Source organism: Alkalihalobacillus phoenicis, from assembly GCF_047302405.1.
Lineage (GTDB): Bacteria > Bacillota > Bacilli > Bacillales > Bacillaceae_D > Alkalihalobacillus.
The window spans coordinates 690,291-716,035 of sequence record NZ_CP154853.1 but is presented as its reverse complement, the minus strand read 5'-3'; the positions used below and the strand labels follow the sequence as shown (position 1 = coordinate 716,035).

The following is a 25,745-nucleotide window of genomic DNA, read 5'->3' as shown; positions in this document are numbered from 1 at the left end:
TAAAGTCTCTTTCAAAATAATTCATTACATCAAAAATTTTCTAAAGAAATAAAATGAACCATCTACCCTGATTATAAGGATAGATGGTTTTATTTTTATAAATAAATATCAATCACATTCTTCTGTTCAACATTTAATAAGTTTTCAAGGTGATTTTTTTGTATTTTCCATCCACCTTGACGGTAACGGTTTTGAATGACATCTGCCTCTACCTTTTGGCCATTCACTGAAATGAATTTCTCTTTTTGGTTTAAGTGATACACGAATGTGACCGTTTGTCCATAAAACTTATAGTCAAACGTTAAATCGTTAAGTTCATTTGGGATGACTGGATCAATGATTAAATCTCCTGATTCTTGACGAATCCCTAAACAATTCGAAATCAATTGATTCATGTAGATTCCAGGGCCACTTGAGTAAATTCTCCATCCACCTTTTACAGCAACCGAACCATCACGTAGTTTTCCAAAATGATCTTGTGCCTCATAACGATCGTTGAACTTCCCGTCTGAACTACTGAAATACGAATTACTTTGTCTTCTTTCAGCATTTGGAACAACATCTTGAATACCTACCGGATTAATAGTTTGTAGCCCTTTCCAAACCTCATCGACTTTCCCAATTTTCGCCATCGCTTCTACAAAACGAATGTGAGCATGAACATATTGTAGCCCAATTTCACGCCCGAAGTTGGACGCTTGCTCGGCACGTTGGAAGTTCGTACTAACACCACCACGGTATTGGGCTGGACGATTCATTAAACGAACACCATCTGGACAAGAAAGCTTCTCTTTAATCAATTCATAATGAGACTCAGCTTGTTCTGGAGTTAATAATTCCCCTATCATACTACGAGTCATTGGTAATAAACGATAATTAATGCCTGTTTTCGTATCCTCTGGATGAAGCATGAGTTCTGCCTGATTTGGTTTTTCTAAATAAACAAACCCCGGAATCGTCTCGGTTGAAAGCATATATTCATGAAAGTCTTTTTCAATTCCACGGACGATTTTAGTTAGCTCAGCTGATTCTTCTACAAACATACCTTTTATTGCCACAGAGAAATTACGAAGCACCTGGTACGTCAAAGAAACGGTCCAACTACTGACCATAAACTCTCTTAATTGCGGGTTTGCTGGCTGTAATGTATCGTCCCAATCTCCATCTCCATAAGAAGAAAGATACGTATCATGGACAAAGTGAGTTTTTATATACTCTAGTTGCTTTTTAATATGGTCTAAAATGGTATACAACTCTTCTGTTTGTTTAAAGTCGCTCCGTTTTGTAAACGGGACTTTTTCTTCTAAAATCGAATAGTCTTCTGTTGCGATGAGATAATCACTAACTACTTTAAGTGGCCAAACGATAATGTCCCCATGACTTTCACCCGCTTTAATATGCGAGTATTTATCAAACATAAACCATTGAGGCCAGTTGCCATCATTGTCATATTGATGGGTATAGACGGTTTTAATAATTTCTTTCACAGACTCATAGTTTTGAGTCGCCATAAAATATTCCGTTGGTCCTTGGCAAACGTCTCGTGTTCCCCATGCCGCTCCACCGTATTGTTCCAATCCGTGCGGGACAGAGAAATGAACGAGCATGTTGTGCGTATACCACCAAGCTAGTGCATTGACTTTTTGTAATTCTTCAGTCACTTTTTCCCTTTGAGTTAAATGAAAACCGTTCATTACTTGACGGAAGTAATTACGATACTTTTCTTTTTCAATTTCAAGCTTTGTTTCGTTAAATGGAAGCTCTTGACCGTTCAACAACCCTTGAATCGTCATTGTCCACTCATTTGACTCCTCAAGATCAAAGACCATTAATGACGCACTATTTGCTTCAACATTTGTGACGAGAGCTGTCTCATCAACTAATTTAAATTCCGCTCCTGCTAAACGTACACGATAAGTAAGATTCGGATAAATATTGGAGCTATCTGCATGTTCAGCCGCTTTAAATGTAATAATGTTACCTTTTTCTGTAAAATGATAAGGCTGATCGTGCTCATTGGTGTTCATTGTCACTTGGTTTGTAACAAAATAACGATACGCTTTTCCTGATTGTGTTTTGAATTCTAATTGTACTTCAGGAGTGTCAACGCTTGTATAATTGGTAATGATAAACATCTCACCTGCTGTTTTATAATACCAGCGAACATAGTTAAAGCCAATTTCATATAAAGATGGCATTGTTAATAATTGATAAGTATCCTTCAATTGAACATAGATTCGTTGTCCAGATGTTTTACTAACATTTAAATGATTTCTAGCATTAGATAGTAACTTATTAAAGTTTGTATTACCAACAACTAATTGAGCGTTAAATAATCCATACATATAGGAAGTAGAGGTTATGACCGAATCATTTAATTTATCGTTATGACCACTCATAATGATATGACCATGTGGACGTTCAACAATGAGTTCTTTTTCTTTTAAGACGACATGCTCATACGTATCCGTAAAGAAAGACAGCAAATTTTCTCCTTCTTTCTCTTCTTGATGACGGTTTGGATACATTTTTTCAAGCTCTTCATTCGTAAATGAAACGGTTTGTAACGGAGCTCCCACTTGCTCTTCCTTCTGAACTTTTGCTACCTTTTCAAAAGTCTTTGTATCCCCCGACTGTACTTCCTCCCAAGCAGCGGCAACAATATCTTGATATTCTAGTTTTTCAATGGCGGCTTCATGATTTCCTAAAAAGAGACCATAGAATGTGAATTGAGCCGTTCCATTTAAGGTAGTCGCTTCAGATTGTAACGCACTGTATGCAAACTCATATTGATAAATTTGGTTAGCTAAACTCTCTTTTAATAAAATTTCTGGTCGATTCGTTTCTTTATAAGATAACCCGAAAAATTGAAACCCGTCAGTTGAATAGCCTACTGCTTTAGATAAAGCTCCTTGCTGTAAATAAGGGAAACCAGATGATTGTCTTTGATTTTGGCGTGAGCAAAGAATATAACCTTTTTCTTTGTCTTCAAATACTTTATGATCAACATACTGAGCAAGATACGCTTCATTATTTCGAACGGCCCCTTTATCAGCTAAACCGATGTCTTGTCCATAAATGATATCAACTTTTTCATCAGCACCATCTAATCTAATATTCCAAAACCAAACACCTAACGTTGATAACTGAAAGGATACTTTATAAGAGATCCCTTCAACGCTGCCACACCAAACTACTTCTGAATCTGAAAATTGGACTTCACTGTTTGATTGAACACCTAGTAATGGAAAAGCTTGAATTCCCTCTTCACGGTAAATACGTAAATATAAATTATTCATTGAACCATCAACAGGATTGGACATCCATTGGTTAATCATGACATGCTGATGGGTAACTTCAAAAATATCCCCACTATTTAAAAAGCGAAATTGATAGTCACCTGCCGCTACTGTGTATGTTGACTGAGCTATTTTCATCATAAAAACCCCTTAATGTAATAATGTAAAGCTTAATTTTTTTCCTTCTTGACTGTTTGTACCGATGAAGATGTCGAACTGACCAGCATCACTCGTAAACGATAAGTCAGCGTGATGATAACGAAGCATTTCTTCAGTAATTTCAAAAGATACTTCTTTTGCTTCACCTGGTTGTAACGAGATTTTTTCAAAAGCTTTTAATTCTCTGACCGGCCGGACGATTTCACCAACTAAATCACGTATATAGAGCTGTACGACCTCTTCACCATAAACATCACCCTCGTTTGAGACTGTAACCGTAGCCGTTAATTTCTCGCCTACCTTAAGTTCCTGGTGAGATAATGAGGCATTCTTATATTCAAAGGTCGTATAACTTAAACCAAAACCAAATGGCAATAGCGGTTCATTCGGAATATCTAAATATTGTGAGACATAACGGACTTGAGCATCTAGTGCTCCCTTTGGTCGACCCGTGTTAAAATGGTTGTAGTAAACAGGAATCTGTCCAACATGATAAGGGAAGGACATCGAAAGTTTTGCCGATGGATTAACATCACCATATAATAAATCGGCAATCGCTCTTCCTCCTTCTGAACCTGGGAACCATGCTTCTAACAGACCCTCCACTTCATCAATCACACCATCTAAATCAAGTGGACGTCCATTAAATAAAACCGCTACAATCGGCTTATTTAATTCTTTCATCCTATTCACAAGCTTTAATTGAGCAACTGGTAAACGAATATCTGCTAAACTCCCTGCTTCACCGCTCATTTCAGATGCTTCCCCTAAAGCAAGAACAATGACATCCGCTTCTTTTCCTATCTCTAGCGCTGCTGCTAATTCTTCCGCTGTCATAGATTCGATTTCAGCAATAGGAGCGAGCGTTAGCTTATCTGCCTTTAATTTAGATTTAAAAGCTTGTTCAAGGTTTATAGCCTTTTCACGACTTCCTTGCCAAGACCATGGACCAAGAATATCTGTGTTGTTAGCAAAAGGACCGACTAAGGCCACTTTTTGTTCCTTTTGTAAAGGAAGAATGGAATCATTTTTAAGTAATACACTTGATTTTGTTGCTAGTTCATAAGCTACTTGACGATGTTCTTCACTTAAGATAACCTTTTGTTCAAGTTCTTCATCCGCCCCACGATATGGGTTCTCAAATAAACCTAACTTTTCTTTAAGCTCTAAAATATGCATGACTGATTCATCAATTAACTTCTCTTCAATCTCTCCAGCTGTAACGAGTTCTTCTAAATGACCTGCATAACAAGAAGTCATCATTTCAATATCTACGCCTGCTTCGATCGCTTTTTTAGCTGCCTCTTTTTTATCTGCTGCGATACCATGTGGAATCAGCTCTTTCACAGCACCCCAATCTGATATGATAACCCCATTAAAACCCCATTCATCGCGTAATAGTTCCCGCATTAGCTTTTTATTACCGGTTGCTGGGATCCCATCGACCGTATTAAAAGCGGTCATGACCATTTCGCACCCTTCATCTAATGCCGCTTTATAGGCTGGTAAATAGGACTCGCGTAATTGACGTTCCGACATATCCACCGTATTATAATCACGTCCACCTTCTCCAGCCCCATAAGCAGCAAAATGCTTCACACACGCTGCGACACGATGATGATCCTTAGATACATCCTCACCTTGGAATCCACGAACAAACGCTTTGGCAAATTCGGCATTTAAGAACGGATCTTCACCAGTTGATTCCATCACTCGTCCCCAGCGAGGGTCACGGACTAGATCAACCATTGGAGCAAAGGTCACATGAACACCGGATACGGCGGCTTCTAGTGCGGCAATCTGAGCACTTTTTTCTGCCAATTGCGTATCAAATGAACATCCGATCGCAAGTGGAACTGGAAATATCGTTTTAAAACCATGAACAATATCAGCCATAATTAATAACGGAATGCCTAATCGATTTGATTCTAAGTGAGCCCTTTGAATGGACTTTACTTCACTTGCTCCTGAACCACCTAACACGGATCCACTATTATGAATCGTCTCCTTTGTTATCCCAAGGTCCTCCATTGGGCCTGTAATTTCTCCCTCTGTATAAGCACCATCATAGAAAAAAGTCGCAAGCTGAATAAGCTGATCAATTTTTTCTTCTAATGTCATCTCTTTTATAAGTGAATGAATATCCATGTTGCACCTCCAAGTTTTCATTGAAACGTTTCAATTGAAAGGCATAGCTCTCCCTCAAGCTATATAAGAGCGAAGCTACTGAAAAAATAGGTTATCCAGCTGCATACCCGCAGCAATCGAGGGTATGCAGCTTGCCCCGTTTTTGTTCAAAAATAGAATGCTTACTTCTCTTCTTTCCACTCTAAAAGCTCTTTTGCCTTTTGAACGTACTTGTTTTTCATATAAAGGTTCCAAATTAATCCGGAACGATAGTTTTCAAGCATTAATAACGTAATCCCTTTATCAATTCCAATCACACGTTCAGCGTACCAAGCTGATTCTACATCTAAATTATAGGAGTCCATAAAACCATATTCACCCCAAAGTTTTGGATGATTTTCGTACATATATTCTAGTGCTTCAATTGATTCTTTTGGTGTAAATACAATTGAACCAGCTGGACCACAAGGCGGAACCGTCCCATCAAATTGTACCTTTACCTCTTCGTAAAAAGGAGGAGTACCAGGTACAATATAACCAGTTGGTCCTTCACAAGCTGTTAAACCCCAAGCATTTTTGTGATACGTTTTAAGATTTTCTGGATTATCAATACTGAATTGACGACTTGCTAATGAGGCTTTTACTGAGTTTTCAAACCAATCAATTCCATCTTTATCTTTAATACCTTTAAAATTAAACCAAGCATGTGAGAATTGGTGGGTAAACAAGGCACCACCTGGAGAATTATAAAATTCATACTCTCCGTATGTTCCTAAACGTCTTTCAAACCCATCATAAATTTCTTTTGGCACTGGATGAGTTGGTGAACCGACCCCAAGAATGTATTGCATCATTTGTTCAGCATACATGTCCCACTGACCAAAACCACCTGTTTCCTCTTGATACCCCATAAAGAATAAATTGCGATCTTTGTCATAGTATAAAGTCCAATCGACACGCTGATAAATCTTTTCAAACAGTTCTTTAATCTCACCACCAAAATATTCTGCTGATGTCACAGCACCATTTAAGAAAAGGGATGTATCTATAATCGAAGCACAATCATGGTATTCTTCATATCGTTTTGCTGTTTTCATATTTAAAAAATGAAAGAAAAATCCACCGACATGATCGACATTATAAAGGAATGTTTCCAATGTTCCTTTTGTTCGTTCATAACCTTCTTCAAACGTAATCCAATTTCTTTCTACCCCAATCACAATCGCTGATAAACCAAAACCAACAGAGGCAATACTCGCTACTTCCGTACTATCACTACCTGTTTTATCTAAAATCAATCCATACCCAGGGCTTTCTTTATCTGTATTTGCTTCCTTCCAGAAAAAATCAAAGCTACGTCTTACTTCTTCGTCAAGTAAATTAAATGTTGTCAAAATTTTCACTCCCCTATTTATTCTCCAGTAATACCCGAACGATCTACACCTTCAACAAACCATCTTTGTGTTAAGAAGTAAACAATTAATAATGGGAGAATCGAAAGCATCGTTCCCGCCATATTTATCCCTTCATTAATTGTCGTTTCAGAAGTTCCCATATCCCCTGCATACATTTGTTCATACGTTGCGACAAACCGATTTAATTCTAATGGTAAAGTCGTTAATGAATTACCAAAATAAATCGCTGCAAGCGACGTTTCATTCCAATACCAAACGAATGAGAAAAGAAACGAGATAATAATCGCTGGTCCAGCCATCGGAACCGCAATCGTCGCAAAAATTCGAAAGTATCCCGCTCCATCGAGTTGGGCAGCTTCCTCTAATGATTGTGGAATCATTTTAAAGAATTGATAGAAAATCAGGATGAAAATTGCACTATTTAATCCTTGCCCAAATAGTGCAGGCAATAAAAACGATTGAATATTGCCTAAGATTCCTAGCTCATTAAAAAAGACGTATCTTGGAATCATTAACACTTGTGGCGGGATAATAAAAGTCGCCAAAACGAAGACAATCAATGTTTTCTTTAATGGAAATTGAAATCTAGCAAACCCATACCCAATCACGCCTGCAACGGCTGTTTGCACGATTGCTGGTAGAGCCGTAACATAAAGCGTTTGTAATAAGGTTGGCCAGAAATCAAGCACTTGCATCGCCCGAACATAATTCTCCAAATACCACCCTGTTGGAACCCAGTTCACTAAAGGATTTAATAAGTCATCAAGCGATTTTAAACTATAGGAACCCATATAGATAAGCGGGTATAAATAAACAAACCCGATGCCAATGAGTAACCCATAAACAACAAACTTTAATAAAAAGCCATCTTTTCCTTGAATACCTAGGAAAAATCTTCTCACCTTCATAAAGTCGACGCCTGTATTCTTTTTTCTATCTTGTGAGATTCCTTTTTTTATCATTTGAATCCACCCTTTATGAGTACTTTTTTCTCGTTCTTATTGACAGTAAGCCTACACTTAGTGCAATAACGAACGTAATGACAATAAAATAGATCCATGATAAGGCAGAGGCATAACCAAATCCCGTATCAATTCGGAACATATTACTTTGAATATGGTTAATGACCGGATTAATCGCAAAGATAGAATACATGACGATCGTAAAAATCGTATTCACAATAATCATTGGAAAGATGCTTGGTAATGTCACTAACCAGAAGCACTCCCAATTGGATGCACCATCAATTTTCGCCGATTCATACACTTGTTTATCAAGCTTTTGCAAGGCTGCTAAGAAGATGAGAATTTGAACACCTGAATACCATAAAATCATGATCAGATTATCCATTAAATAAATGATAATCGTATTAATCAACCCATCTGTCCCAGCCATTATCGTCGCAAAAATCGCATATTCTTCTATAGATGGAATAGAGGTTACTCCTTGATCGTTTAACTTACTAATAACAGGACCACTTGCGATAATAACCGGTAAAAAAAAGATAGTCCGGAAGAAATTTTTGAACCGAATGGGCTGATTTAGTAATAGAGCAATAATTAACGAAAAGACAATAATAATTGGTACAGATAATGCTAGCTCTCTTAAAAAGACTAAAAAGATTTGGGTAAATTGAGCATCGACAGCAAAGGCATATTCATAGTTATCAAACTTAACAAAGTCGGTTTGAATTCCTTGTGTTGTAATCGTCACATCCTGGAAACTTAAATAAAGTGAATACACTAATGGTATCGATGTGAATACGAGAAACCCGAGAACCCAAGGTAAAATAAAGGTATAGCCGATTAAACTTTTCTTCGTCTTTAATGATAGTTGTTTCATGACTGAATCCCCCAGTCGATTACTTTAAACCCTCTAGCTTCGATCTCAATTTCAACTTCATCGACCACATAAGGTTCGTTCGTGTAATTGACGAAGATTGATTTATCATTGGAGTAGCCTACTTCTACAACCCCTGATTCATGAACAGTTCTTGATATGATGGATTCACCTTCCACTTCACCTAGGCTATCTTTGACCATTTGATACTGATAGACAATGCCTTTTTCCCAATCGTTGTACTGTGATGTGTACAATGATTTTGATGGCGTGTGCATTAATAAATGAGAAGGTTCGGTTGTTAAATAGAAAGATGGATAGGCTCCAAATTCAATCATTCTTAACAACTCTTCTTCCGAATTAAAATGAAAGTTTGAATGTGGACCATAATAAGGAACATAACCCTTTAAGACTATTTGTATAAAAGGCACCGTGTCTGTCACATAACGATAATTAGATGAATACATCGGAATGTCTAAATAGCGTTCCATATGAGACCACATATAATCAAAAGGTTGATAAAGAGCTAACGGGCCAACCCCCGCTTGTAACTCCTCAAACATTTGCTCATAAGTCTCTTTCATCTCAGCTCTTGTTGAATGTGTTTGTCCGGCATAATTTGAAAACAATATTTGAGCACTTTGCTCAATCGCTAATCGAGAAATATTATGTTCATTAAAGTCCGAAACATCCTCTTGAGCCATTTTTAATGATCTTTCTGGATTTAAAATAAAATAGCGTTCTTCCCCTGAGTTAACTGTAATTGTTTCAGCATTCATCTTTCTAGCAACATCAGTCCTCCCCGAGTATCCTGAAGCATTTGCATGGGCTGAAGAATAATCGGTTTGAAAATAGAACGGAATTTGTTGCTCATCCATGTATTCGGTTACTTCCAATACATCCTGTTTACCACCTAATTTGCGATCAACCGGGAATTTTTGCGGAAGTGTACCAGAAATCCCACCCTTTGTCCATCCACGGTATACAAGATGCATGTTCTCAACATCTTGTGCTTTCAAACGTTCCACATATTCAGGTAATTTGGCGACTTCCGTCATCGGGTAAATGGAATTCCATAAAAGACCTGTCTTCACTTCCCCTCCTAAAAATTCGAGGCGAATATCGACTTCATCCTTTTGTTTAGCTAGATTCCCTTCTTGAATGAGGTAGTCTTGATACACATGAGCCATCCCAACATAGTTCGCTTCCTCTTCTACTAGAAACTTGATTTGCTGTTTGATATCAAATTGATTCATGTCTTCTTGATAAGCATTAAATCCACTCATACTTTGACTTGTTGGCTGGTAATATTCATAGCGATAATGATATTGAGAGGTGACCCAATTAAAATCTGTTGAGACCCCAGATGGAAAAGCGATAATTTCACTGAACTCGCTACCTTCCTCAATAAGAGAAACAAAACCATTTTGATTAGCACCGTGAACGACACCATAGACCGGCATCGACACCTGTTGCCGGGGATTGGTTCTTGTCGTACTACTTTGAGGTGTTCGTTTAAACGCCTCATCCTTCCCATAGACAAAAGCTTGATAAGGTGACAAGGCCCCTAAATTTCCGTCCTGAAAACGGATCAAAGCCCCACTACCGTCCGGAATAAACATATAACCATTCACTTCATTCTGATGAACAGCCCCTAAAAAAGGATATAACCTTAACATGACTAACTGATTGTCTTCTTCGGTTATCGTTTCATATGGAATTAACAGCTCAAGACCATCGTCAGTTAATGCTACTTCTAAGCGAACGGTAATACCGGCATCAAATGGAATGATAGCTGAGAAGCCGTCTATCTCCCTATCAATATTTACTTCAACTTCATTTGTTAAAATACTTTCAGATTGAATATTGCCACGACAATCGATGTACTGAATCGTCACAGCTGAACGAGCTAGACTTGTCCATGTATTGTTCAAATTAAATTCATGGTCGGCTTGAATACCTGAACTCCAGACATAACCTGTTCGTTTATCTACTACTTTAATGGCTAATGAATCACTCTCTACATAAAGCTGTAACTGTTCATTTTCTGTCACAAAATCGTATCCAGTTAAATCAAACTCTCCCTCTGACCATTCTTCTACTTCCTCTTCAGGTAAAGTAAATTGATTAGAAGAATATCTAAGAGCTTCATTTTGCAGCTCTTCTTGAATTTCGGATACTTCGGTTTCTGGATCATCATCAGAAAGGGCGGCCAAAACTTGAACCGGAAAGACAATCATAATGACAAGCAATAACCATCTCCATTTCTTAAACACGAAGAACCACCTCCTGAATGAACGACCAAATAAAGTCTACTAATTGGTCGACCAATACATATAGTACAAAGAAAATTAACACCATAATAAACATTCCAAAAATCGTCACGACAATATTTCGAACCGTTCCCATCCCGGTAAAATCATGAAGCTCCTTAATCATTAAAAACAAGAGAATCAATGACCAAATAATAATAATTTGTAAGGGAAATTGATAAAGGAAAGCTTCATTATAAGTTAAAACATTTGAAATTAATGTTATCGGGATAATAAAAATAATCAGTGGTGCTAACGAATAAATCGTTCCAATATACACGTGACGGAATCGACCTTCCCCATCTGTAATCGTACTGACTAAATAGTTCGTAACAATAAATAAAGCGAGGGGCACTAGTACCGTCCCTATTTCAAAAAAGAGAGTAATTTGTTCCGTAGAACGTGTATTAAATAAAAAACCAGTCCAATAAATCGTTAATAAATATTCGGTAACAAACACAACATATAAAATCGTCGCCGACAGAATCGAAGCTCGTTCATCCACACGTAAATAGTACAAACTATCAAGTGGCTTTTTAAGAAATCGAAATAAAAACAACAATTCACTCATTAATTTCTGCTTTTTAAAAGCTTCCTTTTTCTCCTTTATTGGCCGTAACGTTTCATAACGTTTATCTAAAAACTTTAAAAGAGCTCTTAATGTCAAAAATGCGATTAATAATACAAAAACAAGACTTAAGTTTTCTTGGAGCCACTGATAGCGAATTTCCCAAAAAGCATCAGAATAGTTTTCTCGATCTTGAGCTAATTCAAACTCATAAGCGGCTTCATTATAAAGCTGTTGTTTATATAAGGCCTGTCCTAACGCTTTATGAGCCAAACCAAATGAGGAGTTTAATCGTAATACTTCATTCCAATAATCTTCACTTTCGATGTAATGACCTTCAGCATACAAGGCAAGCCCTTGATGAAGAATCGTCGTAAAATCGGTTGGCTCAAAGACTTGGACTAACCCTTGCTCTTTGTCCGTGACATACAATCTGCCGAGATTATCAACCTCGATCCCAGACGGTTGCATCGATAATCCAAGACGGTTGGAACCATCCTCACGCCCCCCGAACATAAATAATAAATCACCGGCACTATCATACTCGTAAATAATACCATCGTTACCTACTGTATAAATATTTCCTATCGTACCGATCGCGATATCACGTAAATTTGTTCTATCGGTCACATCTGGCGAGAGCATATTAAGCCCTGCAATATTAAGCTGACGAATCGCTTCCCATTCTGTTCCAGAAGTAATCGTATATAATAGTCCTCTATCATCAATCGTAATATTATTAGGAGCTGGCGGAACTCTCATGAACATACTGGCTCTTTGTCGCTCCGTTGTGAGCATATCCGTAATAAAAGATCCTATGGTCGGTCGGGTTGTATTCACTCCAAAAAATCCAAGAAACTCTCCATCTTGATTTAATTGGATAATTCCGTTTGTGGATCCTTCCCCGATAATGTATAGATTCCCCCGCTGATCAACCGATAACTTTTGTGGTTTATAAGGAGAATTAACCCCAAATAAAGGAGATTCTGGTCTTGTGTATTCGAACAAAAGCTCCCCAGTATCATCGAATTTAAGAACAGCTTCCTTTGCATAATCAGCGACGTATAAATTCTTTTCTTCATCTACAAAAATTCCAAGTGGTTGTTGTAAAATGCCTTCCCCATATACTTGAATCACTTCTCCATTGTCACTCATTCTTGTGACTACTTGCGTCCCTGAATCTGCTATATAGACTTCATTCATTTCATCAATAAACAAATCCTCAGGGTTGAGCAATTCTACATCTTGCCCAAATAAACCAATAGGAATATAGGCTGTTTGTGTTTCAATTACTTCTCCATCTGCTGATAATGTTTCTGTTTTATAAGAAACTGAATCAGCCGCAAGCGATTGTAAGGGAAACAATACGATGAGAAGAAGACTAAATGCAGCGATCAAAAATTTTCTCATGTCCCTACCTCCTATTGTTTATTTGATTCCTGAATGGGCCATCGTATTCATGACTTGACTTTGTAAAATGATAAAGATAATTAAGTTAGGAACAAACATAATCAATGAGGCAGCCGCAGCCATCCCTTGTCCCGCTACTGTATTACCAGATGTATCTGAAGCTAATGTCGACATAAAGAAGGAGAATGTTTTTAAATTCTCATCATTCACGTATAACACGGATGTCTCAACGCTATTCCAAACGAGTTGGAACGATAAAATAGCAATAGTAGCAACAGCCGGTTTCACAAGCGGCATGACAATTTGCCAAAAAATCCGATAATCAGACGCTCCGTCCATTTGGGCCGCTTCAATTAACTCGTTTGGAATCTGGTCAATAAACTGCTTCACTAAAAATAAACCAACCGGCATCGCTAAGAGTGGAAATATATGAGCTAAAAAGTTGTCCAATAAACCAATTTCATCCATTAATAAATATCTTGGAATTGTAACAGCTGCTGGAACAAACATTAAAGCTAATGTATTGATTTCAAAAATCGTTTTCTTTAACTTAAATCGTTTTTTTGATAAGGCATAACCTGCCATTGTACTAATTAATACGGTCAAAAAGACGACCGCGGTTGTAATGATAAAGCTGTTAAATAAATACCTAGAAACAGGAACACCTGTAGCACTCGTTATGCTAAATAAATCCGTGAAGTTTTGTAACGTTGGTTTTTGTACAAAAAACCTTGGCGGATAAGCAAATAACTCATCAAGCGGTTTAAAAGCGTGCATAAATATATATACGATCGGTAACGCCATAAACACAGCTAATGGAAGTAAAAATAAATAAAACTTAATTTGGCTACGGTGAAATTTATCAGGATTTATTTTTGTACCTTGAAAAGATGACATAGTTTACACCCCTAATAGGAAAATTCCACGCAATTAATCCTTCTCTCCAAATAATCTCCAAGCTACTTTAGAGAATAGATAGATAAATATCAACAAACAAACAGAGATTGCAGCAGCATAACCCATTTCATAACGAATAAATCCATAATCTTCTAAATGGTTCACCATTAATTGACCTGCATATTGTGGTGTTGGATTAGCTCCAGATAATTCAACTCCGATGGCACCAGCTGAAAATGTACCCACAACAGCCATAACAGCACCAAAGAGCATTTGAGGTTTCATCGAAGGAATCGTAATATAAATAATTTCTTGAAATCTATTTCTAATTCCATCGATGTAGGCTGCCTCGTAGATTTCCTTATTAATATTTAAAACACCTGATAGCATCGCTAAAAATCCAACACCCATACTTCCCCATATCGTCACGACAATCATAATCATCATAAGATGTTCAGGTGATTGTAACCATTGAATCGGTTCAAGAATGACCCCTAATGTTACTAACATGTTATTTAGATAACCTGTCTCATCACCACTAAAGATAATCTTCCAGACAACTCCCATGGCGATACCTGCTGTCATAGAAGGAGAATAGATAATCAAAGCTAAAATCATTCTCGGCAATTTGGAAATTTGAGCGAGCATCCACGCCAAAATAAAAGAAAGGACATAACCACCTGGTCCAACAATAAGGGCAAAGGTGAGCGTATTCGGTATAATATACTCCATAAAAACGCCGTCTTGAGTAATTAAATTGACATAATTACTTAACCCTACCCAACTTGGACTTTCAATTGCATTAAAATACGTGAAGGATAACCCGATAGCCGCCATGACAGGTAGCACAATAAAGATTAAAAACATTAATAAATAGGGGGCTAGAAATATCGCTGTACTCGCATGATTTTTAATCGTCTTCATCAATCACTAACCACCCTTCAACCTGCTCAATAGTCGGGATACGATATGGCCTTACAACTTGACCATTTTCGATATATCCAAACTCTTCTAATTTTCTTCGCATTTCTCGATCGATGTTTACAACCGCGTCATCAACAGCTGACCTTGTTGTTTCCCCATCAAAAACAATCGTATTCCATACATTACTTATTTCACGTTCTACCATATAAGCATATGGTGTTTTTGGAACTTCTTTTAAATGTTCCCATTGCTCAAGCACCACTTCTTTATGCTCTTCTGGTAAAGGTAGTTGCCCAAACGAGACAACATTTGCGGTATTCCACATATATTCTGGTCCATATAAAGTTTGCAAGCTTGTTGCAAATTCTGTTTGCACTTCACTAGACATCCACCATTTTAAAACTTCCCAAGCTTCTTCCTGAAGGTCACTCCCTTCAAAAATCATCGTTGATTGACCAGATCCTGTTGCCCATCTAGCAACCGTTCCATCCTCTTGCTCCACCCCAGGATGTAAAGCAATTTGCCACCAGCCAGATATTTCTGGTGCGGCAGCTGTTAACTGTACATAGGTTCCAAAATCAGCGATTCCAACTGGCAAAGTCGAATATCGGAAATGATTATAGAAATTTGGTACTTGTAATGGCGTACTATAAAGCGTATTTAATTCAGCCATAAATTGAATCCCTTGTAACGACTCTTCACTATCAATTCTTGTGCCAATGCCATCTTCTTCATAAAGGTCGCCACCAAATTGGTAGATGAATGGAGCTGTTGTTTGGAAAGGCTTAAAAGCAACAGCACCTGCAATTGGTGTATAGTAATTAAAACCATATCTTTGTAATTCCGGTAAAATAGCGGTTACATCGTCCCACGTATCGGGTACAGGAATATTAAGAGCTTCCATGATGTCTCTGCGATAAAACTGAACATGAAAATCTTGTGTTTCAGGTAATGCATACAAACCATCCTCTACTATATAAGGAAGAAAAGCACCCGATGCAAATTCTTGACCAACTTCAGCAAAATCATCAAATTGTCTTAAATCAACGGCCGCTCCACGAATCGCTAACTCATATGGGAGCCAATTACTAATACCAAAAGCGATATCAGGCTGAGTATCCGCTGCACTTGCTAAAATTAATTTTCCTTCATCAGGCATGAGTGAAAACTTCACTTCAATTCCGGTTTCTGGTGTGAAGTTTTGGTCAACCATGTTTTGCAAGAGCTCCACATATTGCCTTGGGCGATTAACCCAAACTTCAATCGTATCTTCAGGAACTTCTGACATCGCTAGGTTATCCTGTCTAAATGAATTGATAAAACGAACAACCGCTTCTCTTGACTTTGTCCACCAGCCTACTTCTGGCGCAGGAATATCCTCACCCGTATGAAGATAAAAACGATCGATGGTTAGTGGTTGCACTTGTAAACTACCGATTAAATTTCCTAATAACTGAGCCGAAGAATTCGAACCTTCTGAAAGCTGCGACATTTGATTCGGAATTCTATCTGGTTCTTCAGCTAACACAACAAGCTTATCAATTGCCATTTTTAAAGAAGTAATTTCAGTCGTCTCGAACCCTGAAGATAATTGTAATAAATACTCTTTTTCTTCTTGTAATTGCCGAGCCCAATCTAATAGTGTTACATCAATATCAGGAATGTAGTCGCTAATCACCCAATCTCTTGAGCGGTCCTGCTGATTTCCTGTTAATTTACGAATTGATAATGAAAGCTCCTCAATTCCTTCCATCACTTCATTAATCTTAATAAGCACTCTCCCATTAATAGAAGCGTCCGATTCCAATGTTAGCTCATTACGTCCTTCTTCTAAATAGAAATAAAAAGGTTCACCCTTGTCATTACTAAACGTTTCGTTATACCAGCTATTATTATTTTTAAACGCGTACTGTTCTACTTCTTTAAATGGAATTTCTCCATTAATTGATAACGTGCGATAACTTAGTGAACCCGTATCACGATTTTGTTTCACTTTAAAAGAAAGGTGATAATATCCTGTTTCCTCCACATTTACTTCCCAAGTCACAGATTGACCTGGTCTTGCCCAAGAATCTCCACCAAATGTATTTAATAGAAGCTGATCGTTTTCATAAGGCACAACAGAAGGATCTTGAACAGCAGTCGGTCGAACATAAGAGCTGTTTTTTACATATGGATATTCAGCTTCATAAACTTGATAATCTCCTTCATACGCAAGACCCGAATGACTGTTTAAATATTCTTCATAAATAGGTATTTCTGTAACGGATGTAACATACGCATCACCTAGAAGCATCTCCCCTCTTAAATTTACGAGGCTAATTTCATTCATTCCCTCTTCTAAATGAAACTGGAGGGGGCGGCTATGTATGTGACTAGAATCAACGGCTTTTATATGATGCCACTCTTCTAACGGGACTTGTGTTGGAATAATTTCATTCCCAAAACGGTCGACGTCAAAATCATTGCTCTCATTTTGCCAATTAACAGGAAAGACAATTCTTCTACTTTCAAAATACGGATACTCTCCGTTAATCTCAATAGCACCTTCTATCGGAACAATCAAATCTCCTAAAGGGTAGTAATCAAAACTTAATTCGTATAAACCTTCCTCTTCTACTTCCACATTAAAGCTTACAGACTCTTGATTATGCCAATAGAATACACGATCGTTGTACCCTTTACTTTCTGACTGTTCTAGCAACCGCTCACTCTCTTCTCCACTAAAAGAAGATGGTGCGATAGCACGGTCAAAAGCTGCCGTGCTATCAATCCCATTACTCTTCCATTCGTCGAGGATAAGGTGGTAACTTGGTTCTATGACTTGCTCGGTCGAATCAATAGAAGAATCACCGTCTTGTGCTATAACCACTACTTGTGGAGTTAAAATCAATATGATAAACGACCAAAACAATATCTTAGATTTCATGATTTTTACCTCCCTAACTTCTTAAGCATTACCTATTAATCGCTTCAAGACCCTCTTCGTATTTTTCATTCGCTAATTGGTTAACTTGACTAGCATAGTCCTCTATATTAATTTCACCACGTACAGCTGCATCTAATAATGCCGCAATATTAGCGTTTGCTTCTTCCCCTACTGAAATGCCTGTTGGTGCTTCCCAACGAGATTGAGCAAAACCAGGAACCGTTTTAACTGGTTCTACTACCGCATTATCAATATTTTCATAAGCTTGTCTTAACCCAGGAACGTCCACTCTTTCAAAATAAGAATCTAATACATCGTCATTTGTTGTCATTGGCATTGAACTTAAGCTAAATCCTTCTTCATTATCAACAATGTCGATACGTTTTAAGAATCCATCTTCACCAAATGATAACCATTTAGCTAACAAATAAGCTTCTTCTGCATGCTCAGTACTTTTTGAAAGACCGAAAAAGTCATTTGTCATAACGACACGGTCACCAGGAATTCCGACAAAGTCCCAGTTGAAGTCTGCATTTTCTCCGTAAACACCAGCTGCATAAGAACCATCCCATTTAAAAGCAATTCCACTGTTAAACCAAACTTCATTTTCATCTTCACCATTAAAACTAGCTCTTTGATCTTCTGTTAACGTCTCATAAGTATAATCATTTGAGATAAAAGAGTTCGCTAAATTAACACCACTTATAAATTCATTACTGTTAATATTAAAACCATCTTCATCGCTATATGTGTACCATCCCATCGACTCATTTGCCGTTGCAGGATACCAATCTAAAATCGTGAATGGATGGTTAAGACCAACGACCCCACTATTCACACTCGTTATGCTACGAACAGCATCATTAAAATCATCAAGTCCCATTCCAAATTCAGGAGCATTTAAATTAGCTTCTTCAAAAAGATCCTGGTTTACAAAATAACCTAAGAAATGCTGTGCTGCCGGGATTGCATAAACATTTTCATCATATGTGACAGCTTGTATAACAGCATCAGGAATATTAGTGAAATCAACATCCCCTTCAGTTACTTCGTTTAATGGTAATAACCAATCATTAGCAAGTCCTGTTGGCACTTGTGAAAGCATAAAAACATCAGGCATCGCTCCCGCACTTGCCGCTGTGGATAAAGACCCATTCCAATCCGCTGGATCGATAGAATCATCAATCTCAACATTGATATGTGGATATTCATCTTCAAAAGCTTCAATCAACACACGCTCAAGATTACGATCTTGCTCCGTTCCAAAGGCCCAGCTTGCAATCGAAATCGTGACTTCTTCTTCACCACCATTTGTATTCGTTTGCTCTTCATTATTATCATTACTACAACCAACTAACGCAAAAATACTTAATGCTGTTGCTGTTAATAACGCAAGTGATTTTTTCTTCATAGCTCTTTTCTCCTTTTATAGATCCTGGTTCATTCAAGATCCTCATTTTTTATTACACGTGAGAAAATCTAACAATTACAATTTAAAAAAATAATTGAAACGTTTCAATTTATACAGTTACAGAAGCCTTTAGTGAAACTTCTGTATCGTTTTACATAAAATTAAGTCGATGAACGTGAGATAAATTCTATTGGAACTGGCTCAACCTGTACATGCTTCTTTCCTTCTAACAATTCGAATAAAGTTTCGGCTGCTTCCATTCCCCATTGTTTTTTTAACACACGAACCGTTGTTAATGGTGGCTGAAAATATTGGGCAAGAGCAATATCATCAAAACCGATAAAAGCGATATCATTTGGCACTGACATTCCTTTTTCCTGTACGGCTTTTATCGCTCCCATCGCCATCTCATCATTGGCAGAAATGAAGGCCGTTGGATACGTCTGTTGATCCTCTAAGTACTGTTTCATACTTAACAGTCCACTTAATTCAGTAAAATCGGCACGAATTAAATCCTCTGGTAAAAAACGGATCTGATGCTTCTCCATTGCTTGTAAAAAACCTTTAAGACGCGTCTCTCCATCATAGGAGTCAATCGCACCAGCAATAAACCCAATTCTCTTATGTCCTTTTTTTACCAAATGCTCAACCGATTGTTCAATCCCCGCCTCATTCGGCAACAGAACATTTTTAGTAAACGGGCCTTCCACCTTCCGATCTAATAGCACAATTGGCATTCTTGATGACGCTAAATCCTCTATTAATTGATCGGTAATGTGATAGTTTAAAATAATCGCACCATCCACATGTTTTTCAATTAATAAGCGATGTCTATCAACCGTTGCACATACAACCATTTCATAGCCACGTTCAATCACGACATCTTGAATTCCTTCTAGTAATTCATTAAAGAAAGGACCGGTAAATCCACTTAAAAATAAACCAATGATTTCACTACGATTTTTCTTTAAATTTTTGGCACTACCATTTGGATGATAGCCAATTTCCTTTGCAGCAACTAATACTTTATTTTTAGTCTCTGGTGTAATTAACTTACTTCCATTGATAGCATAAGAAGCCGTAGCGATACTGACATTTGCTCGTTTTGCGACATCTTTTAATGTTGGCAATGCTCTAACCTCTTTACAACAAATTAAACGATTTCAACCAAGCATTTCTCTAATTGAAACGTTTCAATTAGAATTATAATTCATTAAGAAAACGAATACAAGATGCTTTTCTAAAATACATAAACCCATTCTTAGTTTTCCTTAATAGAAAATTGCTCCGTTTCTAATAAATGCTCTCCATTAGAGCCAATCGGATCTTGATGAAAGTGTTGACGAATAACACCATCCTTTAAAAAATTCACAATAGACGCCAGAATCATCCCTTGGTCCAACGACAAATAAATTTCATTCACTTTTCCTTTTGGAAATTGAACCGTGTCATAAAAACCATATTCGCCATAGGCTCCTAACTCTTTTAACACACCTATATTATGGAATACTTCCTCTGGTGCATATTCCAACGCAAGAAACGATGCATGTGATGTGACGGTTCCTCCATCTGGATAACCTTCACCTGCCCCGAGCACTGGAGCACCAAATTCTAAATAATTATTTTCAATAGCTGCTGGTGAAAATCCCCAAACATCCATTTGTTGATTTTTCGCATAAGCAATTTGGGCTTGTACATGACGCTTATTATTTAACCCTAAGCCATTTGGAGCTAAGTTCTTTTCATCGATTATAATCGCAGGCATTAATGCTTCAAACATACTCCCACCCCAGCTCGGGACATATTTGATTCCTTCATACTCATAGTGTCCTTGATAAAGGCGATGACCGTCGATTACCTCATAATGCCCATTAGGTTGTTGAGACTGCCATGTGTCTTCTGGTAAGAAGGTCCGATACAAACTCCACCAGTGACGTTCTGGTACATCTTCTTTTCCAATGGCTAAATAACTCGTAATTCTCGTTTCCGAATAGAACATTCCATAATGGTGATCCGTCAAGTGGCCCGCTTCCACATCATATCCTCCATGAAATTGGCCAACAGCTGAATCATATAACGCAGAATAATCCATTTGTACAACTAAAGGTTCCGTTTGCATCTGCAGTTCTGGAAAATATTGCCCAATGACAACAAGAGCAGCCGTTAACCAGCCGTTATCAACCGTAGAAATAAATTTTCCCCAATCGTTCATTAATTCGGCACTGTCTGTGTAATACCAATTGAAATAAAGGCCATTCCACTTTTCCATTTCATTCAAAGTCTGTAATACTCGAGCCGCTTTTTCACTTGCTTCATTTACTGCTTCAAATTCGAGTTCAACAGCTGCCACCAAACTTAATAAATACATCGCAATATTTGTTGGTGACGTTTGTTCATACCGTATTTCTCCATTATGAAGGTCAACCCTATCTAACGTTAACCCTGTGTTTGGATCGGTGTACTCTTCAAAAAAAGCATACGTATCTTTTGCAATTTTCATTAACTCTCGGTCATCACTACCCAAAGAAATGGTTGCTTCATGTTGATCCTCTTTTACAGTTGTAAATATCGTCACTCCAGCAACCAAAATGACAACTATTAAAATGACCCATTTTTTATTCAATTTTGAACCCCCATAATACTTAAGCTATTTGATTTTACTGCCCCCCTTTTAATTGAAACGTTTAAATGAACGAATTAATGAAACCGCATACATTAAATATACCTTGACCGTTTCTGATTTTCAATAGAAATTTTGTGTCTTTTTTATTGTTTTCATTATTAGGATTGTGCGTCTTTGTGTATCCTTTGTGACATCTTTTCTCTTCGATTCCTTACTTTTTGTCTCGTATTTCCTCCTTTACTAAACGCTTCCCCTCCCTTTCTTTACATTCTGCGACGCGTTCCTCGTAAACGTATTCTAACCTATTAATATATCAAATAAAGGAGTGGATCACCTTTTTTTCCACATACCACACCGCATTCCTGTTTATTCACTCTTTATCTTGTTTATGAGATAATTGAGTCGTTGGACAATCATAAGTTTTACGGAACGTGGGTATTGGGTAAATGTATATATAGTTATTTTTTCTCATGAAAGGAGTCATATCGATGAAAAAACGAAAACTAGGTCGTTCTAATTTAGAAGTGAGTACAATTGGTTTAGGTTGTATGTCGCTTGGTACAAATGAACAAGAAGCGCTCACCATTCTCGATACAGCGATTGACCGCGGGATTAATTATCTTGATACGGCGGATTTATACGACCAAGGCTTAAATGAAGAATTTATTGGTAAAGCTTTAAAAGGCAAACGCGACCAAGTCATTTTAGCGACAAAGGTCGGGAATCGGTTTGAACGAGGTGTCAGCGGCTGGAGCTGGGATCCATCTAAAAAGCATATTATCTCTGCGGTAAAAGACAGTTTATCTCGATTAAAAACCGATTATATTGATTTATATCAATTACATGGTGGCACAATCGATGACCCCATTGATGAAACGATTGAAGCATTTGAGCAATTAAAGGACGAAGGTTTGATTCGTGAATATGGCCTATCATCGATTCGCCCAAATGTTATCCGTGAATATGTCAAACGTTCAAATATTGTGAGTGTCATGATGCAATATAGTTTGCTTGATCGGAGACCTGAGGAGCTCTTTCCTTTCTTAGAAGAGCATCAAGTCAGTGTAGTTGCACGGGGTCCAGTCGCAAAAGGAATATTAACCGAAAGACCATTTGATAATCTTCCAGATAAAATAAAGAAAAATGGCTATCTGAACTATTCGGCTCGAGAACTAAGAGAAACAAGAATTGCTTTAAATGAAATGAAGCAGCAGCACAGGATGAATGAGCTCGCCCTCACCTATTGTCTCTCTCAGCCAACCGTTGCCTCCGTCGTTGCCGGAGCAAGCAGCTTAACGCAATTAATTGAAAATATTGATGCTTCACAAGTGTTTCTACCAGAATCGTTCCAAAAACAATTAAGTGCTCTTACAAAACAAGACTTATATAAAGAGCATCGTTAATATGAATTGAAGCTGTTTAGAAGGGGCTGTCCCAAAGTCATGAAGATGACCTTTGAGGGTTCAGCCCCTTTTTGAATGTATATTAAAGTGAGAGGTAGGACACCCATCCACTTCGGTTCCAATAAATAGAACGAAAGTCTACTTAATGTTCATAAAATAACTTTTTAGACACTTTCTTTGATAAAATATAAAGAATTTATAAAATATCTTAAATTTACCAACCTGACAAATATAATAAAAAGAATATAAGGGGGAGAAATCCAATGAACGATAAGGCGATTTTACTCGTTGAAGATGATCCAGAAATCGCACGCATTGTTTGTGATGATCTAAGAAAAAATGGATTTACTGTTACTTGGTCGTCTACAGGGCAAGAAGGGTTAGAAGATTTTAAAAAGGGAGAATATACATTAGTGCTTATCGACTTAATGTTACCAGAATTAGATGGATTTACATTATGTAAGTTAATTCGTGATGAATCGGATATTCCACTATTAATCATTAGTGCAAAAATTGCCGATCAAGATAAGATAAAAGGATTAAATTTAGGTGCAGATGATTATTTAACAAAACCTTTTAGTTTAGATGAATTAAAAGCACGCATTCATTCTCATCTTAGACGCTACAATCGCTACAAAGGCATCCAAGTCGAATCTCCTCTTTATCATTATAAAGGTGGACTAACCGTTGATTTTGAAAAGGAAAAAATCTACATAGCTAATCAACCCGTTCTTTTGACGGCTAAAGAAAAAGGAATATTCTTCTTACTTGCTAAAAATCCGTTTCAAACGTTCTCAAAAAGAGATATTTACCTACATGTTTGGTATGAACCTGAACTTGACAACGGAAAAACCGTGACCGTGCACTTAAAGAGCCTTCGAACAAAATTAGAAGAATCGTCACGTAATCCACTTTTTATCCAAACCGTTTGGGGCATTGGCTATCAATTTATCGGAGAAGAAGTGGAATGAAACTCAAATCATTCCTAATGTTTAGTTATTTAATTGTAATGATTTTACCGGTTGCTGTCCTTTATTTATTATATCTTGGATTGAACCAGTATTGGCAACAAGAGAGCTTCAAACAGCAAACTGAAGCAACAAATCAATTTGCACATATTGAAGAATTTTTAAATGATCCTAGATTATATGATTTTAATCCACTAGAAACATATGACATGGTGGCTGATTTAACAAGTGACAACATTGCCATAACTCTTTATCGTTCTGATGGTTTAGTCTTGTATCAATCTCATCAGAGAGACTTTAACCCTTATTTTTCTTTTACAAATGTCCACAACCTTTATAGAAATATCGGAGAAATCGAAACGACTCATCAAAACTATCGCTTAAAACAGTCCGTTTTATCTCAAGCTGAATTACAAGGTTTTTATGAAATAACGATTGCAAGAGATGCATGGTTACAAACCTATCAAAGTTATAACTATTATTACTTGGCTATCTTTATAATCGTTTTTACTCTAATTTATTTCATCGTTTTTTATTTATTAAACCAAAAGTTAAACAAACCAATCAAAAATCTAGAACATCAAATGGATGCTTTTGCAAAAGGTAAACAAACCGAAAAGATCATCCCACGCTCAAATGATGAAATCAGTCGACTAATCTTACATTTTGAAAATATGAAAAATGAATTAATCAAACAAAATGAGGCTGTCAAAACCCAACAAAATGAAAAAGAATGGATTGTTTCAACTTTATCGCATGATCTCAAAACACCTTTAACCGTAATTCGTACTTATTCGGAGGCTTTACTAAAGGGTTCAAACCTTACAGAGCAAGAAAAACGAGATTATGAACAAATATTATTTGAGAAGATGCATTATATGGAGCATTTAATTAATGATTTAGCCATATATACATCGATTCAATCTCCCTCCTTTCAACCAAAACTAGTAAAAGTAGATGGAGAAGAGTTTTTTGAGATGTTACTAAGTGGTTATGAAGAGCTTGCTGCAGACAAAGACATTCCATTAAATCTTATCGTTGATGCACCAGGTGAATATCTTCTTGATCCAAAGCAAATGATTCGAGTCGTAGATAACCTCGTTGCAAATGGCTTACGTTATACAAATATAGAGAATGCCCTTAGCTTAGCTGTTATCTCCTCAAAAAAGAATTTACCTAAATGGGTTTTCTCTCCTTTTAAACATGAACTAGAACAATTTCGTCAAACCGATACGCTTCTTCTTGTCCAAAATGAGGGGACCTTTATACCTGAGGACCAACTTCTCTATGTGTTACAACCTTTTTACCAGGTAGAGCAAGCAAGAACAAAAGGTGGTTCCTCTGGCCTCGGACTTAGTATCGCGAAACTATTAATGCAAAAACAAAAGGGCGATCTAACGATATGTTCCAAAGAAGGATTTGGAACATTAGTTGCTTGCCGACTTCCAGAAAGGTGATATT

General features: G+C 37.2%; 16 protein-coding genes. 3 read left to right on the top strand and 13 right to left on the bottom strand.

Going from position 1 to position 25,745, the window contains the following annotated elements; genetic code table 11:
- Nucleotides 1-95 precede the first annotated feature (95 nt).
- From AA0017_RS03165 to AA0017_RS03105, 13 genes are all read right to left on the bottom strand, one after another.
- Nucleotides 96-3,440: a GH36-type glycosyl hydrolase domain-containing protein gene (locus tag AA0017_RS03165; protein ID WP_413379458.1), complete on the bottom strand. Its 3,345-nt coding sequence runs from the start codon at nt 3,438-3,440 to the stop codon at nt 96-98.
- A gap of 9 nt (nt 3,441-3,449) precedes the next feature.
- A complete protein-coding gene (locus AA0017_RS03160; RefSeq protein ID WP_413379456.1) occupies nt 3,450-5,606 on the bottom strand; it encodes a glycoside hydrolase family 3 N-terminal domain-containing protein in 2,157 nt (718 codons plus the stop codon).
- A 161-nt stretch (nt 5,607-5,767) separates the two neighbouring features.
- Nucleotides 5,768-6,979, bottom strand: a complete 1,212-nt coding sequence (locus AA0017_RS03155; RefSeq protein WP_413379454.1) for a glucoamylase family protein — start codon at nt 6,977-6,979, stop codon at nt 5,768-5,770.
- A 17-nt stretch (nt 6,980-6,996) separates the two neighbouring features.
- Complete coding sequence (locus AA0017_RS03150) at nt 6,997-7,962, bottom strand: carbohydrate ABC transporter permease (protein WP_413379452.1); 966 nt, start codon at nt 7,960-7,962, stop codon at nt 6,997-6,999.
- A 13-nt stretch (nt 7,963-7,975) separates the two neighbouring features.
- Nucleotides 7,976-8,842 (bottom strand): carbohydrate ABC transporter permease, encoded by an 867-nt coding sequence (locus AA0017_RS03145; protein ID WP_413379450.1) that lies wholly within the window; start codon nt 8,840-8,842, stop codon nt 7,976-7,978.
- Nucleotides 8,839-11,115: a DUF5696 domain-containing protein gene (locus AA0017_RS03140; RefSeq protein WP_413379448.1), complete on the bottom strand. Its 2,277-nt coding sequence runs from the start codon at nt 11,113-11,115 to the stop codon at nt 8,839-8,841. The genes AA0017_RS03145 and AA0017_RS03140 overlap by 4 nt, the downstream gene beginning before the upstream one ends.
- The gene (locus AA0017_RS03135) at nt 11,108-13,129 is read right to left on the bottom strand and encodes a YIP1 family protein (protein ID WP_413379446.1); all 2,022 of its coding nucleotides are present in this window, start codon (nt 13,127-13,129) and stop codon (nt 11,108-11,110) included. Before AA0017_RS03135 ends, AA0017_RS03140 begins: the two co-directional genes overlap by 8 nt.
- Before the next feature lie 18 nt (nt 13,130-13,147).
- On the bottom strand, nt 13,148-14,026 hold the full coding sequence (locus AA0017_RS03130; protein WP_413379444.1) for a carbohydrate ABC transporter permease: 879 nt from the start codon (nt 14,024-14,026) through the stop codon (nt 13,148-13,150).
- A 33-nt stretch (nt 14,027-14,059) separates the two neighbouring features.
- Nucleotides 14,060-14,950, bottom strand: a complete 891-nt coding sequence (locus tag AA0017_RS03125; protein ID WP_413379442.1) for a carbohydrate ABC transporter permease — start codon at nt 14,948-14,950, stop codon at nt 14,060-14,062.
- On the bottom strand, nt 14,937-17,879 hold the full coding sequence (locus AA0017_RS03120) for an extracellular solute-binding protein (protein WP_413379440.1): 2,943 nt from the start codon (nt 17,877-17,879) through the stop codon (nt 14,937-14,939). Before AA0017_RS03120 ends, AA0017_RS03125 begins: the two co-directional genes overlap by 14 nt.
- Before the next feature lie 28 nt (nt 17,880-17,907).
- The gene (locus AA0017_RS03115) at nt 17,908-19,290 is read right to left on the bottom strand and encodes an ABC transporter substrate-binding protein (RefSeq protein WP_413379439.1); all 1,383 of its coding nucleotides are present in this window, start codon (nt 19,288-19,290) and stop codon (nt 17,908-17,910) included.
- A gap of 161 nt (nt 19,291-19,451) precedes the next feature.
- Nucleotides 19,452-20,420 (bottom strand): LacI family DNA-binding transcriptional regulator, encoded by a 969-nt coding sequence (locus AA0017_RS03110; protein WP_413379436.1) that lies wholly within the window; start codon nt 20,418-20,420, stop codon nt 19,452-19,454.
- A 131-nt stretch (nt 20,421-20,551) separates the two neighbouring features.
- The gene (locus AA0017_RS03105; protein WP_413379434.1) at nt 20,552-21,913 is read right to left on the bottom strand and encodes a glucoamylase family protein; all 1,362 of its coding nucleotides are present in this window, start codon (nt 21,911-21,913) and stop codon (nt 20,552-20,554) included.
- Between the two features lie 488 nt (nt 21,914-22,401).
- Here AA0017_RS03105 and AA0017_RS03100 point away from each other — a divergent pair, with 488 nt between their 5' ends.
- The 3 genes from AA0017_RS03100 to AA0017_RS03090 all read left to right on the top strand — a co-directional run bounded on the left by AA0017_RS03100 (nt 22,402) and on the right by AA0017_RS03090 (nt 25,741).
- Complete coding sequence (locus AA0017_RS03100) at nt 22,402-23,316, top strand: aldo/keto reductase (RefSeq protein ID WP_413379432.1); 915 nt, start codon at nt 22,402-22,404, stop codon at nt 23,314-23,316.
- Between the two features lie 263 nt (nt 23,317-23,579).
- Nucleotides 23,580-24,287: a response regulator transcription factor gene (locus AA0017_RS03095; RefSeq protein ID WP_413379430.1), complete on the top strand. Its 708-nt coding sequence runs from the start codon at nt 23,580-23,582 to the stop codon at nt 24,285-24,287.
- The gene (locus tag AA0017_RS03090) at nt 24,284-25,741 is read left to right on the top strand and encodes an ATP-binding protein (protein WP_413379428.1); all 1,458 of its coding nucleotides are present in this window, start codon (nt 24,284-24,286) and stop codon (nt 25,739-25,741) included. The genes AA0017_RS03095 and AA0017_RS03090 overlap by 4 nt, the downstream gene beginning before the upstream one ends.
- Nucleotides 25,742-25,745: the final 4 nt, after the last annotated feature.

Bases quoted from the DNA above. Each gene is read 5' to 3' on its own strand.
- AA0017_RS03165 (WP_413379458.1), bottom strand. From the start codon at position 3,440: ATGATGAAAATAGCTCAGTCAACATACACAGTAGCGGCAGGTGACTAT.
- AA0017_RS03160 (WP_413379456.1), bottom strand. From the start codon at position 5,606: ATGGATATTCATTCACTTATAAAAGAGATGACATTAGAAGAAAAAATT.
- AA0017_RS03150 (WP_413379452.1), bottom strand. From the start codon at position 7,962: ATGATAAAAAAAGGAATCTCACAAGATAGAAAAAAGAATACAGGCGTC.
- AA0017_RS03145 (WP_413379450.1), bottom strand. From the start codon at position 8,842: ATGAAACAACTATCATTAAAGACGAAGAAAAGTTTAATCGGCTATACC.
- AA0017_RS03135 (WP_413379446.1), bottom strand. From the start codon at position 13,129: ATGAGAAAATTTTTGATCGCTGCATTTAGTCTTCTTCTCATCGTATTG.
- AA0017_RS03130 (WP_413379444.1), bottom strand. From the start codon at position 14,026: ATGTCATCTTTTCAAGGTACAAAAATAAATCCTGATAAATTTCACCGT.
- AA0017_RS03125 (WP_413379442.1), bottom strand. From the start codon at position 14,950: ATGAAGACGATTAAAAATCATGCGAGTACAGCGATATTTCTAGCCCCC.
- AA0017_RS03120 (WP_413379440.1), bottom strand. From the start codon at position 17,879: ATGAAATCTAAGATATTGTTTTGGTCGTTTATCATATTGATTTTAACT.
- AA0017_RS03115 (WP_413379439.1), bottom strand. From the start codon at position 19,290: ATGAAGAAAAAATCACTTGCGTTATTAACAGCAACAGCATTAAGTATT.
- AA0017_RS03100 (WP_413379432.1), top strand. From the start codon at position 22,402: ATGAAAAAACGAAAACTAGGTCGTTCTAATTTAGAAGTGAGTACAATT.
- AA0017_RS03095 (WP_413379430.1), top strand. From the start codon at position 23,580: ATGAACGATAAGGCGATTTTACTCGTTGAAGATGATCCAGAAATCGCA.
- AA0017_RS03090 (WP_413379428.1), top strand. From the start codon at position 24,284: ATGAAACTCAAATCATTCCTAATGTTTAGTTATTTAATTGTAATGATT.